14 protein-coding genes are annotated in these 16,699 nt (G+C 46.3%); 6 read left to right on the forward strand and 8 right to left on the reverse strand.

The window, feature by feature from the left end; all coding sequences use genetic code 11:
- Positions 1-32 precede the first annotated feature (32 nt).
- Together ACWQXP_RS04750 and ACWQXP_RS04755 are read left to right on the forward strand one after the other, a co-directional pair.
- Positions 33-3,962 (forward strand): PAS domain S-box protein, encoded by a 3,930-nt coding sequence (locus ACWQXP_RS04750; RefSeq protein WP_454061699.1) that lies wholly within the window; start codon positions 33-35, stop codon positions 3,960-3,962.
- A 651-nt stretch (positions 3,963-4,613) separates the two neighbouring features.
- Entirely contained in the window at positions 4,614-5,258 is a 645-nt protein-coding gene (locus ACWQXP_RS04755; RefSeq protein WP_454061700.1) for a tetratricopeptide repeat protein, read from the forward strand.
- A 196-nt stretch (positions 5,259-5,454) separates the two neighbouring features.
- Here the strand turns inward: ACWQXP_RS04755 and ACWQXP_RS04760 are convergent, their stop codons facing one another.
- From ACWQXP_RS04760 to ACWQXP_RS04770, 3 genes are read right to left on the reverse strand one after another with little or no spacing between them, the layout of a single operon-like run.
- Positions 5,455-6,111 carry a riboflavin synthase gene (locus ACWQXP_RS04760; RefSeq protein WP_454061701.1) on the reverse strand — a complete coding sequence of 219 codons (657 nt, stop codon included), beginning with the start codon at positions 6,109-6,111 and terminating at the stop codon, positions 5,455-5,457.
- 51 nt (positions 6,112-6,162) lie between these two features.
- Positions 6,163-6,288, reverse strand: a complete 126-nt coding sequence (locus ACWQXP_RS04765) for a hypothetical protein (RefSeq protein ID WP_454061702.1) — start codon at positions 6,286-6,288, stop codon at positions 6,163-6,165.
- A gap of 39 nt (positions 6,289-6,327) precedes the next feature.
- On the reverse strand, positions 6,328-7,515 hold the full coding sequence (locus ACWQXP_RS04770; RefSeq protein WP_454061703.1) for an MFS transporter: 1,188 nt from the start codon (positions 7,513-7,515) through the stop codon (positions 6,328-6,330).
- Between the two features lie 392 nt (positions 7,516-7,907).
- On the opposite strand from ACWQXP_RS04770, the gene ACWQXP_RS04775 reads away from it, so the two are divergent.
- The gene (locus ACWQXP_RS04775; RefSeq protein ID WP_454061704.1) at positions 7,908-9,272 is read left to right on the forward strand and encodes a chloride channel protein; all 1,365 of its coding nucleotides are present in this window, start codon (positions 7,908-7,910) and stop codon (positions 9,270-9,272) included.
- Positions 9,273-9,412: 140 nt separating this feature from the next.
- Here ACWQXP_RS04775 and ACWQXP_RS04780 read toward each other — a convergent pair whose 3' ends face one another.
- A complete protein-coding gene (locus ACWQXP_RS04780) occupies positions 9,413-9,748 on the reverse strand; it encodes an STAS domain-containing protein (RefSeq protein WP_454061705.1) in 336 nt (111 codons plus the stop codon).
- A gap of 215 nt (positions 9,749-9,963) precedes the next feature.
- On the opposite strand from ACWQXP_RS04780, the gene ACWQXP_RS04785 reads away from it, so the two are divergent.
- From ACWQXP_RS04785 to ACWQXP_RS04795, 3 genes are all read left to right on the forward strand, one after another.
- A complete protein-coding gene (locus ACWQXP_RS04785; protein WP_454061706.1) occupies positions 9,964-11,823 on the forward strand; it encodes a hypothetical protein in 1,860 nt (619 codons plus the stop codon).
- A gap of 12 nt (positions 11,824-11,835) precedes the next feature.
- Positions 11,836-12,891 (forward strand): DEAD/DEAH box helicase, encoded by a 1,056-nt coding sequence (locus ACWQXP_RS04790; protein ID WP_454061707.1) that lies wholly within the window; start codon positions 11,836-11,838, stop codon positions 12,889-12,891.
- A 679-nt stretch (positions 12,892-13,570) separates the two neighbouring features.
- Positions 13,571-13,948, forward strand: a complete 378-nt coding sequence (locus ACWQXP_RS04795; RefSeq protein WP_454061708.1) for a hypothetical protein — start codon at positions 13,571-13,573, stop codon at positions 13,946-13,948.
- 170 nt (positions 13,949-14,118) lie between these two features.
- Here ACWQXP_RS04795 and ACWQXP_RS04800 read toward each other — a convergent pair whose 3' ends face one another.
- The 4 genes from ACWQXP_RS04800 to ACWQXP_RS04815 form a co-directional block, all read right to left on the reverse strand.
- Entirely contained in the window at positions 14,119-14,475 is a 357-nt protein-coding gene (locus ACWQXP_RS04800; protein ID WP_454061709.1) for a gamma-butyrobetaine hydroxylase-like domain-containing protein, read from the reverse strand.
- Positions 14,475-15,269 (reverse strand): DNA repair protein RecO, encoded by a 795-nt coding sequence (gene recO / locus ACWQXP_RS04805; protein WP_454061710.1) that lies wholly within the window; start codon positions 15,267-15,269, stop codon positions 14,475-14,477. Before recO ends, ACWQXP_RS04800 begins: the two co-directional genes overlap by 1 nt.
- 85 nt (positions 15,270-15,354) lie before the next feature.
- Positions 15,355-16,245: a GTPase Era gene (gene era / locus ACWQXP_RS04810; RefSeq protein WP_454061711.1), complete on the reverse strand. Its 891-nt coding sequence runs from the start codon at positions 16,243-16,245 to the stop codon at positions 15,355-15,357.
- A 90-nt stretch (positions 16,246-16,335) separates the two neighbouring features.
- Positions 16,336-16,692: an FtsB family cell division protein gene (locus ACWQXP_RS04815; RefSeq protein ID WP_454061712.1), complete on the reverse strand. Its 357-nt coding sequence runs from the start codon at positions 16,690-16,692 to the stop codon at positions 16,336-16,338.
- Positions 16,693-16,699 lie beyond the last annotated feature (7 nt).

A 16,699-nucleotide genomic window follows, 5' to 3' on the forward strand; every position in this document is an offset into this window, starting at 1 on the left:
ATCTCACTACAATTACTTGCATTCGTCGTGCGATGAAACATAAATCCGATAAGCGTTCTCCTCAATCCATTGAAGAAGACAGACTTCGCCAAAGACTTCAAGAAGCGGAGGACACGCTAGAGGCGATTCGGACAGGTGCAGTGGATGCGTTAGTTGTTGAAAAGGATGGTGGAGAACAAGTCTATACACTCACAACGGCCGATCACCTTTATCGTCGAATCGTCGATGATATGGCACAGGGTGCCGTGGTCATGGATATTGACGGAATCATTCTTCATTGCAATACGACCTTTGCGCAAATGGTCGCTCAATCCAGTGACAGTCTTCTGGGATTGCCGTTTCAGGATTGCCTTCTGGAAAAAGACCAATCTTCTTTTCTCGAACAACTCCCCCTATCTCAGTCTCATTCTCAAACAAACGAGCTCACGTTACAGGTGCGAGAGCATGGCACGCTCCCCGTGTATATAAGCATCACATCTATTCAACTTTCCGACTCCAGGGTTTTTTGCACCATTCTGACCGATTTGACAGAACGAAAACAGCATGAGCGAATTTTGACGGAAGAAAAACTCTCACGATCGATTCTCGAGCAGACTGGAGAAGCGATTATCGTATGTGACCATACGGGAAGAATTATTCGAGCCAGTACTGCCTCCAATCGTCTTTGTTCAAAATATTATTTGTTCCAGCCGTTTGATCATATGTTTCCTTTGAAATTTTCAAATGGGACAGACGACAAAAAATCAGAGAAACATAATTTAACTCAAGCGAGCAGTCTCATAGACCAACTTCTTGTCGGCACATCTGTTCAAGGCATTGACGTTCGACTCGAACTAGAAGATGACAAAACATTTGACCTTCTCATGAGCGGTCGGTCTTTACGTGATGATACCGGACACATCATTGGTTGCGTCATTACCCTGATTGATCTCACCCAACAAAAACAGACTGAAACCCTCGCCCTTTATCATAATCACTTGTTGGAACTAGTGGTTAAAGAGATGCCACTTACCGAGATGTTGAATCAGTTGTGCTTACTGCTTGAAAAGCAAGCGGAAAAATCACTTCTCGCTTCAATTCTTCTTCTTGATCAGGATGGTCGTCATCTTCGTTACGGGGCTGGACCGTCATTGCCTCCAGAATATCGTCAAGCGACAGATGGATTGGCGATTGGACCCGCAGCCGGATCGTGCGGAGTGGCAGCTTATCGTGGCGACACAGTGTATACAGAAAGTATTGCAGACGATTCAAACTGGCGGGAGTATAAGGATCTCGCTCTTTCACATGGCTTGCGAGCCTGCTGGTCGACTCCCATACTCAGTCATCGAAGCCACGTGCTTGGTACGTTTGCACTCTATTATAGTTCACCACGCCTCCCCACCGATAGCGAACGTCAATTACTCTCACTGACATCGAAATCCATCGCCATTGCTATCGAGAGAAAGCAATCTCAGGTCCGACTTCTGCAACAGACTCATACCCTTGAAGCCGTAAATCGGATAGGCAGTTCTTTGGTGGCCGAACTTGATCTACAACGGTTAATTCAAGCCGTAACAGATGCGTGCACAGAGCTTATCGGAGCTGAGTTTGGTGCATTCTTTTACACTCAAATCAAGGAGAAGGGAGAATCTTATGATCTCTTTTCTATTTCCGGTGTTCCTCGTGAAGCATTTCAAAATTTTCCGATGCCAAGAAATACAGAATTGTTTGGACCAACCTTTCGCGGAGAGCGCATCATTCGTTTGGACGACGTCACTCAAGATCAACGATATGGAAAAATGGCTCCGCACTACGGCATGCCCCAAGGCCATCTCCCGGTTCGCAGCTATCTCGGCGTCCCCGTCATATCACGAAATGGAATGGTTTTAGGTGGTTTATTCTTCGGACATTCTCAAACCGCCATGTTTACCGTACAGGATGAAGACATTATTAAAGGGATTGCCGCTCAAGCCGCCATCGCCATTGATAATGCCAATTTGTATCAATCAGCGCAAAACGAACTCGAGGAACGGAAACGGACTGAAGCACAGTTGGCTCAACTTGCGTTTATTGTTCAATCGTCACAAGATGCCATTATTGGCGCCACCTTAGATGGCACGATCACCAGTTGGAACAAGGGAGCGGAAAAATTATATGGCTATTCCTCAGATGAGATACTAGGCGAACACTATTCTCGTCTTCTTCCGAGTGGATACGAACATGAACTCCCCCGCATTTTTGAAAAGCTTCGGAATGGAGAAGCCGTCACTTCATGGAAAACGGAACGGAAAAAGCGGGATGGAACACACGTACATGTTTCATTAACGATTTCACCGATTCATGATGCAATGAATCAACTCATCGGTAGTTCTGCCATTGAGCGAGATATCTCAGAGCAACATCATGTTGAACAGGCCCTGCGAGAAAGTGAACACCGACTTCAAGCCATTTTAGACCACTCACCGGCAATTGTATTTCTGAAGGATTTGAGCGGACACTACCGTCTCCTCAATAAACAACTTGAAATGATCTTTCGCTTACCTCCCGAACAGATTATCGGTCGAACCGATTATGAGTTATTTCCCAACTCGATCGCAAAGACTTTGTGCGAAAACGACCAGAAGGTCCTCGACACCCTCATACCGATTGAATTTGAAGAATCAGTCATGCACAGTGGGGCCATACATACGTATATCTCCATCAAATTCCCCTTGTTTGATTCAAATGGTAAACCGTATGCCCTTTGTGGTGTGGCTACCGACATTACGAATAGGAAACAAGCCGAGCGGGAACTAAAGGAACTGAATGAAACCTTGGAACAGCGTGTCGCAGACCGTACCCTTGCCTTAAGCAATTACCAAACACATTTGCGCACCATGGCCACTGAGCTAGCGTTGACAGAACAACGAGAGCGAAGACGGCTTGCCACAGAACTTCATGACTACTTAGCACAACTGCTTGTGGTCTGCCGCATGAAAGTTTCTCAGGTGAATCAGGAGATGCAGCGTAGTACATCCTTATCTGGCCTGAAAGATATAGATGATATTCTCGCTGAATCCCTCACCTACACTCGAACCTTAATAGCCGAGCTCAGTCCAACGATTCTTTACGAATTCGGATTAGTGGCAGCCCTGCGATGGCTTGGAGAACAAATGGTCCGCCATGGCCTTCACGTTCAGGTGCTGGACAACGATTACACGATTCAGCTTCCTGAAGATAAAGCCGTACTGGTGTATCAATCCGTGCGCGAGCTCCTCTTTAATATTGTAAAACATGCGGGCGTCCCCGATGCGATTGTTTCTATCCAAGGAGATAGGAAAGAATACGTCCAAGTCATGGTCCTAGACAGAGGCGTCGGATTTCATCCTTCAGCGCAGGAGACGAAACACACTCACACCGGCAAATATGGTTTATTTAGTATTCGAGAACGGTTGGAAGCCATCGATGGTCGTTTAGAAATAGAATCTGCCCCAGGCCAAGGAACACGAGCTCAGGTCATGGTTCCAACTGATTGGATATATACTGACGATGCTTACACCAGCCATTCCTCAGCTCCATCAGATCACGTACTGCGAAATACGCAACAACGACCAAATTCTCAAACCATTCGAATTCTTCTTGTGGATGATCACGCACTCGTACGCCAAGGTGTTCGCACTCTACTGGAAAATCATAAAGATTTCCATGTGGTGGGTGAAGCCACAAATGGCAAAGAAGCCATTCAATTTGTCAAAGAAGTCGAATGTCCAGACATCGTGATTATGGATATCAACATGCCAATTATGAATGGCATTGAAGCTTCCAAGATTATTACGCATAACTATCCCACGGTGTCGGTTATCGGTCTGTCAGTCCACGAGGATTCCCAACTTGAAGCCTCCCTGTATGATGCCGGGGCTATGAAATATATCAGCAAAGGAAGCGTTGCGAATGAATTGTCTGAAGCAATCCGTAGCGCTTTTCAGAGTCGTCCAAACGCCTAAGCTATGGCGAAAAGTCTTTTTGTCTTCTCACTGCAACAAGATTGTTCGTAAGAATAAAAGAGACTTGCACAATAATTGTATCCGATCGTTTGTCTCAGGCATTTGAAGGACTTATCAAAGGCCTGGTAGACAACTGCCTGTGTGCGTGATTCGGTGATCCGACTCATGGATGTTAATCTTTTGCGACTGAAGAAATCTCTACTCGACGACTCAAGAAAAACAGATCGTGGAGATTCACAGGATTTTGGATCTAAGTAATTCTATGAACGTTAGGCCTACACACAACACGTATGGGCTGTAACAGCTAGTAACCCGGAACACGTTTGCCTATCGAAGCATGTATGGGAAATTCAGAAACCACTCTCCCCCCTATCCTTCTGCATTGGACGAGCTCCACAGTTTTCCTTCCTGACGGACACAATTTTATATAGTTTAATTGACTTTTGTCATGCCCTTCAGTTTCTTTCCTATGACGTCTTGTCAGTTTCTGTAAACTCTCACCGCACCTACCCAAATGGGGTATAGCCCTGCCTAGAGCTATCACATTATTCTTGCCTTAACGACATCTGCCGATTGAGTTCCTGGCACAGTCCATTTCGCCAACGACTTTGTTGGCGGTCAACTTATCATCTCAATTGAAAAGAGCCACACATGTTCCATATTGCAAAAATCTCTTGCATTTTTGGCATGGCCACAATGCTTCTGTCATGTACGAACGCACCTGACGTCTCAATTGGAGAGACCGTTCATGGAGTCTCGAACGAATCAACATTTCAACAGCTCAAAACAGAGGGAAGATTGTTGGGACTAGAGAAAAAATTTTTGCAAGCGATTGAGAAACTTAATTTAGCAGCAACGTTACAACCAGACGATGCGCATGTCCATCTCATGCTTGGCGAAGCGAATTATCATGTTGGAAATCGACAGGAAAGCTTAACACACTTAGAACGATCTCGAGAATTAACCCCGAACAACTATCAAGTTGAAAGTTGGCTCGGTACAGTTCATATGGGACTTGGGCAATTGGGCGAGGCAGAGTTCGCGTACACCAACGTCTTAACCGTGAAGCCGAACGACTACAATGCCCTGGTGTATATGGGCTATATTGCGTTTCATAAAAAAGATTATCGAAGCTGTCATCAATATTTTCAACGATATAAGAAACTTGTTGAGGTCATCGAACCGGCAAAATTGACTGAGCAGGAAAAGCTTCGCTATCAACAAGCGACCGAATATTATCGGGCCTGTGAAACAAGTTGGCGCTATCAAGCTCGAAAATTGCAAAAGTCACTGTAACCGACATCCACTTCATGGCCAAGATCACTGTCGCTGTGGCCTTGGCAATCCTTCACAGCATTCGCACGAAGAACAGATCACTTCATAACATTGAACGACTCCCCACAACACAATCGGAACGATAACAATAAACGTCGTGATAAACAGAAACAATCGAAGTAATGGACGATCACGAAGCATGATAATCAGATGTGACCTAGATGAGACCGCGCTTTTGTAGATAATCGCGATTGATGACCGGAGTGGGTTGAGCGGAAGTTTTTCCGCTTGATTGAAGCAGGCGTTCGACATACTTTCCAATTAAATCTGTTTCAAGATTGACTGAATTACCAATTTGCTTTAAGCCCATCGTCGTAACTTTAGCGGTATGTGGAATAATCGTAACGGCAAAGGAATTATCTGAGACGTCATTAATGGTGAGACTGATCCCTTCTACAGTTATTGATCCTTTTTTGACACAGTACCGTGCAATTGAATCTGGGACCTCAATCGTCAATTGAATTGCATTCCCGTCTTGTTCCCTCCGTCGAATTGTCCCAACCCCATCGACATGACCGGTGACGAGATGACCACCAATACGTTCATTCAGTTTCATCGCACGCTCAAGATTCACTGGAGTGCCAACACTGGTGGTACCAAGTGTTGTGATGTTCAGTGTTTCAGGAGAGACATCCACCGAAAAATCTTGTGCTCCAAAATCCGTCACCGTCAGACAGGCACCGGAAATACTCACGCTTTCTCCTATATGGATGTCTTCAAGAATCGTTGCTGCCAGTATCGACAGCCGAGTCCCATGCAGTCCTTTTTGCACAGACTTGACCGCGCCCATTTCTTCGACTATACCACTAAACATTAAATCCTCGTCAGAATGTTGAGCATCTGTCCGTTTGAAGACATCTTCACGCTACTCTTTATCTTTCTTTAAAAATACGGTTTTTACCACCACGAAAAACACTACAATCATCACCACAACGCCAAGAGCGGCAATGACGCCAACGATAATATCTCCCGTGCCCATCCCTTCTCTCATCGACTCCATCCTTTCAGCATTTTAGGGGGTAGGCTGATACTATATCATGGCTCCTCTCCGGTTCCCTATCATGATCATACCGAATACCACCGCGGTAATAAACTGGAAAATACCTATCACGGTAAACCCCCCACTATAACCGATGCTGCCAATAAGAATGCCAGCGATCACAGGCCCACTTGCATGGCCAATGTCCATAATTGTTCCTCGCATACCCATTCCTGCTCCGAGAGAGGAATGGTGAGAGAGATCCGCAATCAAGGCTGTCGAAGAAGATGTGATCACCGCCTCGCCAAGTCCAAAGAATGCGGAAACAATGAGTAACATAAGCATCACCTGTATCTGCGGAATAAGGATAAGCATGCCGCCACAGAGACATAATCCAACAATGATAAGTGGTTGCCGTCCGAGACGATCCGAGACTTTGCCCATAAGTGGTTTGGCTAACAACGATGTGAATGCTTGAATACCAAATAAGACGCCAACCTCAGCGGCATTGAGCCCAATCGAAAGACCATAGAGAGGAAGAAAGGCCATGAGCGTTCCATTCGCCATCATTTTTGAGGCTTCAGTGAGACTAGTGGTGAGAATACCTCTATGTTTCAGAATATCTTGAATGCCCTGTCGCACCTCTAAGAAAAGTTTTCGGTTTGTACGCTGAGTTTTTAATGTCGGATGTGCAGATTGGGGCATGCACAAAAATAATAACAGACTCAGTACACCAAAAATGCCTGCAGTCACAAACGTAGAAGTAAAGCCCACCGCATAGACAAGCACACCTCCAAGCATCGGTCCAAGCAACCCTCCACCTTGAGCAGCTGCGGTGTACCAACCCATAGCTTCTCCTCGTCGCTCTGCGTACATCTGTGCAACCATCGCTAACGCCAGTGGGGTATACAGAGCTGTCGCCAGCCCATGAGCAAGACGGAGCATGCCCACAATGGTCAAATCAGAAATCAAGGGATAGAGAAATGGCGGAAGTGCAAAAGCCAGCAGACCGCTGATCATAAACTTTCTTCGATCGAGGAGATCGGACATGACGCCGACCGGAAGTTTCAACAAGACCCCAGTGAGTGTCGAGAGCGCAACGAGAATGCCAACGGTAATCGGTGTCGCTCCTAACGATCCGGCAAAGAGGGCAAGAGCCGGTCTGCGCACCAAGTCGTAGCTGACAAACGCCAAGAAGGCGACTGAACAGAGAAGGGCAAATGTCCGTGGTGGACTCATTCTATGCGCCTATGCGATGTGAGTGGAATAAAACGGGTGATAAATGAACGATGATTGGACTCAAACTATCATTCAAAATTTCATGCTGTCAATCAATGAATTTCTTAAGCGTTCAGGGTAAAAGTATCGTTAATTTCCGGGAACTATCTTTCTAACGATTCCAGTCCATTCTTGAAGTTTATTGACTTTCAATGAACGAGTCGGTCCAATACGCCTCCTATGTTTGTTATCTGCCAACATACTTGATCAATCAGATTTACAATATTGGTTATTGACACATGTAAAAAACTCAGTTCAATTATTAAAAAGTAGTAAGCCGTTCGACCTCCATGAACTCTTTTGTGATCGTGACATGATCTTCGACAATTGCCCGTCGGCCGTGTCCCACTCATATGAATAAGCGTGTTACCGAAGAATTCATATTATTGATCAATGTAGCCAAATGGTTGGTTCTGGCGACCGGAGTGGGACTCTTGGTGGGCTTATCAACCACCTTTTTTTTAAAAGCCCTGCAGATGATGATCGCGGAGACGACTCGGATTCCGTATAGTCTGTTCCTCCTGCCTATTGGGTTAAGCGTCTCCGCGTGGATTACGAGTTCATTAGCGCCTGAAGCGGGTGGGCAAGGCGTCGAGCGGGTGATTCAAGCCGTCCACCTTCGATCGGGACGCATCAAGGCGCAAGTGATTCCAGCCAAACTGATTGCGACGCTACTGACAATTGGAACGGGAGGTTCTGCCGGCAATGTTGGTCCGTGCGCACAAATTGGCGGTGCCGTAGCGTCATGGGCTGCTGAGATCTTTCGCTTTTCTGATGATGACCGAAAGACACTGGTCATTTGCGGTATTAGTGCAGGATTTGCCTCAGTGCTCGGAACACCCATTGCCGGAGCGTTTTTCGGAGTTGAAGCACTTTTCGTCGGGGCTCTGGCCTATCAGGTTCTGCTCCCGTCAGTTATTGCGGCTGTTGTCGGACATCAAGTGACGCTGTTTTTCGGTATTTCTTTTTGGACATCTTCAGTCGAGGTTTCTGTCCTGTTTTCCTCCCCGCTCCTCCTCTGGTCGATTCTTGCCGGTGTCTGTTTTGGTCTATGTGCCCTTGTCCTGATTGAGGGGATAAATTTGGGAAAACGAATTGCCTTCCTCTCTCCTTTCCCTCCCCCACTTTTGGCCTTCCTTGGTGGATTGGCCATTCTCGGAATCGCGTCACTCTCCTCTCTGAGTGCCTTGGGGCTTGGAGACCGTGTCATTCAAGAGGCGGTTGCAGGTCAATCAGTCCTCTGGTACGTGTTTATGCTCAAAATAATTCTGACCAGTATGACATTGAACTTTGGCGGAAGCGGAGGTGTGATTTTGCCCATTTGTTTTGTGGGCGCGACTGCCGGTTCAGTATTCGGGAATCTGTTCGCTCTCGACTCGGGAGTGTTCGCCGCATTAGGAATTGCCGGACTCTTAGCCGGGTCTGTCAACACGCCAATCACCGCGGTTCTCTTGTCTCTTGAAGTATTTGGTGTACAAATTGGGGCATGCGCAATGGTGTGCTGTGCGATCAGTTTTTTGATTTCGGGACATCGAAGTGCCATTCCGACTCAACTGCTTCAGCTCCACAAAGCGCCAGGTATACGCGCGGACTTGAATCAGGAAGTGAGTGAAACACAATTTTTTGTTGATGCGTGGGAGGTTCGAGTTAAAATCGTACGAGAAAAAATCAAAAATCGCCTGATTATTATGACCAAACGATCAAAGCCGAAGCCATAGACTTTCTCAAAATTCCGGAACGAAAACACCCATGAGCTTAAATGATGTAATGAGATATGAGTGACGATTGAATGAGACCTGACAAAAGCGCGGTTAAGGAGAAGAAATGCTCTAAGCCTGATGAGGCGAAGAACGATAGGCTATAGCTCGGACATGGCTTCTTTTTCGGACTCAAAAATGGGCACAAGCTCTCGAAGTTTCAATTCATCAAGAAACGTCGCCACCAAGCCTCTTGGTTGAATCCAGGTCATTCGTCGTTTTAATCCAGTAAATTGCATATATGCCGAGACAAGAAACCCCAGACCTGCACTATCAATAAAGGTCAACCCGGCAAGATTGATAATTAAATGTTCTGACTCATTCAAACAACACTGGTTCATAATGGCTTTAAAATGCCACCGCGCATTGATATCTAGACGACCATGGAGGTCTACAACCGTCGCGCCTTTCACTCCTCGAACTATAACATCTACCATGATTTCCTCTTAACAAGTTTATCGGTCACCTCCTGGGCGGTCTTAAAGACACATTCCTTGCAAGTCTCGGCATCTGCTGTCATTTCGTTGTAGTTCTTAAATCTGTTCCAAAAACCTCCATTTAAATTCCCAATGGAAGTGAGCTCATCAAACATGTTATTGAACATGGTCAGTTTTATCTTCTGATGAAATCTTGCTACAATTAACCGTCGTACATGCCACCAGCTATTCACCCAGTTGATTTAGTAGACGTTCTTCGCAGAAAACAGCTGACTCCTGCGATAGTCTTTTTAACCTCTCGTCGAGCTTGTGACGATGCGATTACCGCATTCGAACGAAGTACGACCCACCTTCCTCCCCAGCGAACCCAGACGATTGCCACATTTTTAGAGCAACTCGCCGTCGAGTACCCAAGTATCACCGGACATCCACTCATGCCGACTGTCGCCCGCTGCGGCGTTGCGGCACACCACGCGGGGCATCTTCCTTCGTGGAAAATCGCCATTGAAGAATTGATGCGAAAAGGGTATTTAGATGCCGTCTTTGCGACCACGACCTTAGCGGCGGGTGTCGACTTCCCAGCACGGACTGTTGTGATTACCCAATCAAGCGTTCGAAAGGCTAGGGACTTTTCTGATCTGACCATCGGAGAGATTCAACAACTGGCGGGGCGTGGTGGACGTAGAGGAAAAGACTTGATTGGGTTCGTCGTCATTACCCCGTCTCCCTATATTGACCTTCAGGTCTTAGGAAAAGGCCTAACAGGTTATCCCGAGCCGATAGAAAGTCAGTTTGTCATTTCATATCCCATGGTGCTCAATTTATTAAAAGCTCACCCTCTTGATCATATCGAAGGAATTTTGGCCAAAAGCTTTGCCCAATTCCAATTAAACCGAAGAGCGGAAGTTCATCAAAACCATCTTGATACCATCCATGAAAATATGCAGCCCTACGGTCCGCGAGTCTGTACTGATTGGATCACGCAATGGCAGGTGTTTGACCAAGCCAAACGAAGGAAAGCCCAACGCCGTCCAGTCACGCATCAAGACTCACCCGCTACTGCCGCGCAATTGCCGTTCCTTACTCCGGGCCGAGTGATTCAAGTCTCAAAAGGGTTTGCCGTGATTCTTCGTCAATATCGAAGTCGCGGACAACGACATCCGATGTTGTCGATCTTGCGCGCGAAGGGCACAATCACAGAATGCCCATTGGTGATGGTGAATCAGCTGTATGACCATGTGCTCGAATTCAAACCTCTTAGAGTTTTTCCCTGGTGTCAGGCCAATACGCTCTCTCGTCTCGCTCAGGAACTGAATGCCCTACCCGTTGGACTCCCGGTGTTACCCGTTCTTGTCGAAAAAGAACAGGAAGAAGATCAGCAAATACTTGCGGTCCTCACGGATGAATTCTCGTGCCCGAGTTGTTCGTCGCATGCGGCATGCCGAAAAGATCATGCGACGGCATCACGACTTCGCCAAAAAGAAAAAGGGCTCACAAAGACCATTCAAGCTCTGCGGACAGGATTGTGGCACCGATTTCAGGAAAAGAGCGATGTGTTACATCATTTTGGCTATTTGACCGCGACGTCTGAATTGACCTCAGAAGGTGAATGGGCTCGGCTGATTCGCATCGATCATTCCCTTCTCATCACGGAACTGATTCGAATGGAAGCGTTTGCGGCCATTGAGCCTGCGCTTTTGGCTGCCATGATGGCAAGTATTGCTCATGACGATGATCGGCCTGGAACATTCCTTCGAATGAGTTCAGGGCTCAGCACCATGCTGCACCACGTTCGTGCTGTCGCAAGCTCCCTGGCGTCGTATGAAGAACCTCCGCTTCTCCGGACAGATGTGGCCGCATTAACTGATATGTGGGTTCGTGATCCGAATCTGAAATGGGTATCACTTGTTCGCATGACGACCATGGCTGAAGGTGATGTCTATCGACTATTTGCCAGAACAATCGAATTTCTCTCTCAATTGCAAACACTCAAAGCTTCACATCCTAGTCTAGCTGAAACCGCCAGCACAGCCATCACCACGATGAGGCGGGAAGTCCTTGAAGAACTTCCGTAAAAGGCTCTATCCATGACGAATGATGAACTCGTAGGTCTTCTTGAATCACTTCCACTTCGTCATCTTCACAAGCTCGCTCAGGGACGAGTTCATCGTCATTTCCGCCTTGGCAAACATCGGTTAATTGACGTATTTCTCTCTCTCCCTTCGGAATCACGTGAAGCCTTAGAGACCGATGTATTACAGTATAAAACCCAAATGTCTGTCCGAGCATCAGACCCTGCACCTTCTCGTGGACCTGTGAAAAAGAAGCCGTTACCTCAAAAATCGAAAGCGAAACACACGACATCCTCATTGCCTCCACCCGTCACCGTGTCTCAATTGCTTGAGGGACTTGGCGTACCCCCTCCAACAAAAGAGTTTCATCCGGACCCATGGCAACAAGAGGCCGTGACACAACTGGCCACGACTGATGTGATTGTGAGTGTGCCAACTGGAAGTGGCAAAACCTTCGTTGCGATCGAAGCGACAAAATATGCCTTCGAACAGGAACGCACGGTGATCTACACTTCACCACTCAAAGCGCTCTCAAATACAAAATACATGGAATTCTCTCAACTCTTTGGTTCCGAGAACGTCGGAATTCTTACAGGGGATCGACGAGACAATGCTCAAGCCCCGCTTTTGATTATGACCACAGAAATTTTGCGGAATTTGCTCTATGATGCCGCGAGTGGAGAAGTCGATCTTCGACTCAACACGCTTGGCCTTGTGATCTTAGATGAATCACAATACCTAGCTGACCCAGAACGTGGAGTGGTTTGGGAAGAAACGATCATTTTTTGTCCGACCCAAGCCCGGCTCCTCTTGTTGTCTGCCTCAATTGGCAATCCTCAAGATCTGGCGGCATGGCTCACGAGTATTCGACCTGTGCCGTGCCATCTCATTCATCATCAAAACCGGTCTGTTCCTCTTCGTGGAGGCTATCTACACCCAAGCGGCATGTTGAGCCCGCTCTTTCGTACCCGCGATATAGTCAAAGGACAGGGCTATACCCTTCACCCTGAGACCAAACGCCTTTCAAGTCAGTACGAAGAGGAAACGGTCGGTCATCGAAATCGTCGATAAGCCAATTTAATAATTCGTCTACATGGAATCTTATGCCGACAATGTCCGATTGAGCGTACGGACGACAATTCATTAATTGCTTGGTCTGAATAATACCTACCTTATTTCGCACAGCCTAGAGCGAGCATATGCGCTCAGCCTACGTAATTTTTTCAACTTTGATACGGTTGGGAGTTTCCTCAAAATCGGTGTGTAGTCGCAATCAGTCGTGGATCTAAAGCCCTAAGCTATTTTGGTATACGCCTTGCTTAATGCTCAGAAAAAGATTTCAGAAACCATTAATGAATTTGATACTGAGAAGAAAACAGGCTTGACGCACTCAAAGAAAATTCAGCTTAAGCCACCGGGAAATCTCGAGAATTAGGGAACAAATCACACACCTTCGTTGTATTTAAGCAACACTTCGTTAAGCGCAGACCTAACTAAATTACTATTTTCTTTTATTTTTCAGTATGTTACATTTAAGTAAATTATGAGCATTAGTATTGCTAAGTAGTAATATAAATCTGTGCGAGTTCATGAAAATAAGTGAGTGGTTAGCAAGATAATTGATATGCATACAATGAAAAACTTTAAAACCTATACTCTCCTGAGCCTTGTTTTCCTACTATTCTTTTCGGGTTGCCAAAGCCTTCAACCCACGGAAAAGAGTGAGTTAAGTCTCCAGGACTCAGAATTTATGGATCTATGGACTCTGTACAACGATTGCGTGATCGACCGAAACCCCTTGCAAATGCAGGAGTATGTCGCGCAATTATCAGAAGCGCCAGGGCCAATCACTATTCATCACTCGCCGATCCCTTTGCCAAAATTTTTGAAAAATTGGACCTCAGCACGGAGTTCTCGTCTTTCCGTTGACCCAAGAGCTATGGCTGTTTCCTGTGCCTTGCAAGCAGGACAAGCTGCCTGGCAATCAGGTCGATACCTTCTGGCACAAGACCTCATGCAATCTATCATTGACGAGTATCCAGAGCCAGAATACGCCTATTATGTGTCACAAGCCCGCACCGCGATTCTACAAATCCCCTCATTCCGCAACGTAACTCTTATTGAGTGACTCTCTCACGTCTCGTGGACGATCGACCCACATTTTCATGAGAGTTGAGACTCTTCCCAAGTATGCTTCTATATGAAGTTAACCTGAACCCACGATTTCTTCATTGATTGAAGTTCTGCTAAGAACATTCAAGCGCGCGTGATACAAAAATATCTGCGACACGGGAAAAGTCAGAGGAGAACTTTCCCTCGAGGCTTTTGAGGTTTTTCTGGTTGACAGATATCACACTGGCACAAACGTCGTAAAGCAGCATAGGAATAGATCCCAGTATCATGGCCGTCACTCCATTTAAACCGAAGCGCATAACGCCCGACGGCTTCAATATCTTGAACCATGATCAGCAAAGGGACGGAGTCTGGCTTGAGTCGTAATTCCCCGGTCCATTCATCAACGCAAGCCGCACAGGGACAGTGTTGACGGAGATAGCGGACGGGATATACCCCATGATGGCCATCACTCCACTCGATACCCAGCACGCCATTCTCCAGCCAATTCATATCCTTTGGTTCGAGTGTCTTGTTTGTCATCAGATATACTCCTTTGAGGATCTTGAGAATCGATTAAATTGAGAAGAACTCTGAGAGGAGACGTTCATCGATGGAAGCGATCTTCCGATTACAACCTCTACATATGTTTCAATAACTTGTTCGATTTCCTGTCGAATTTGTCCGCTAGCTCGAAGACGTGTCATCTTCGCAAACGGCAGTCTCCTGGCTTGCTGGATGAATGCTAAGCTACCAGGAGAAATGGGGAGGCCACGGTCAGACGATCTCTCGCCACACATCAGGCACATCACTCCACCTGCCTGCACAAAGAACCTTACGGGGACGCGTCCTGCCGACCGTCCACATTCTGTACAGGAATCAATTTGAGGACGAAACCCTGTATGCCCAAGAACATGAATTTGAAATAACAGCGCGCACAATTCTGGGTCATCAACGGTTTCCAGAGTCGACAACCCCTCGCTAAGGGCCAGAAAGACAGCATGATTCGGGTCTCGATCTGGGGTAACGGCTCGGATGAAATTTACGATTCGTGCTGCAGCCGTCATAAGCCGTAAATTCTCACGAAGTCCTTCGAACGATCCAGTGATATCGACTTGGCTAATACGTGCCAGTGATTCAATGTTTTTTTCAAATAGCGTCAATTCAACAAGTCGAAATGGTTCAAGTGCACTGCCAAACCGACTTTTCATTCGTCTCGCACCTCGTGCAATCCCACGAACTTTTCCGACTTGTTCTGTATAGAAAGTCACAATCCTGTCAGCTTCTCCCCAGCGCTGACTTTTAATGACAATCGCTTTCGTTTTGTAGAGTGGCATCGTGAGTTATTGTAAAAGTAACAATGTACGGTACAACGTGAATTCTCTCACCGTTGTCTAAAATTTTTCATCGTATACTTTGTCTTTAATATCCTAATTCAAGGAGTAGGTGTTCATTATCTCGCCAATTTTCACGAACTTTGACCCACAGTTCCAAATGCACTTTCAACCCGAACGCCTTCATCATATCCATTCGAGCTTCTGTTCCAATAGCTTTTAATCGTTGGCCCTGTTTTCCGATAATGATTGGCTTTTGTGACGACTTTTCGACAAATATGGTTGCTGTGACGTGAGCACGTGAATCCTCTTCAATAAACTCTTCTAGGAGAACAGCGACCGCATATGGAAGTTCAGCATGGGTATGGAGCAGGACTTTTTCCCGAATCATTTCAGCTGCCATTTGACGCATCGATTGATCAGTAAGAAAGTCTTCTTCATAGTACTGTTGTTCTTCCTCTGGAAGATACGAGAGTGTCAGATCAATCAGACGTTCAATATTCTCCCCATTCTTAGCCGAAATCGGGACAATTTCCGACCATTCACGCATTTGCTGACACTGTTCAATCAACGGCAGCAATCGCGACCTTCTGACTTCATCCACCTTATTTAAGATCAAGAATACACCAGCATAGGTCTGGGATTTCGTGGCAGCCTCAACTTGCTCTACCACAAATCGATCTCCGGCTCCAGGAGGTTTATTGGCATCCATCATCACATAGATCATATCGGCATCAGGAAGCGTGTCTAATGTCGTTCTCACCATTTTCCGATTCAATTGATGTTTGGGTTTATGAAGTCCCGGTGTATCAAGGACCACCAGTTGCGCGCTCGAGAAATGTCCGACTCCAAGGACTCGCGTCCTCGTCGTTTGTGGTTTATCCGAGACAATCGCAATTTTTTGTCGTACCAGCGCATTCAGGAGTGTAGATTTTCCAACATTAGGTCGTCCGACAATCACTAAGGTACCAAATTTCATCGTCGATATATCCTATACAAAATATGGAAAAAACACGTGTCCCCACGTTCAGGAGAAATTCAGATACTGAGAGAAAGGAATAGTAAACGATTACGGCGTCGATTGGGAATCCATGAGACGAGGTTCAACGAATTGATAGACTTTTTCCCCTTGTCTCACCATCCCTAGCCGATTGCGGGCAAGTTCTTCAAGTTTCAGCGGATCAGACTTCACTCGACGAATTTCATTCTCTAGCACGGTATTGGTCTTTTCGATATCCTGAATATGCTGCGCCAATTCTTCGGCTGCGTGAACTTGTTTGAGGTAAAAAGGAATCCCTTCTTCAGTAAAAAAAATGTACCCAAGAAACACTCCACCTAAAATCATTCCGGCAACAACGGGCAATTTGCTGTTGAGTTCACCCCAAAATCCTGGAGCCCTTTTTTTCCGCTTTCGATTTCTTCCCATTTCCAGT

The sequence above is a fragment of the Candidatus Nitrospira salsa genome, from assembly GCF_965152625.1.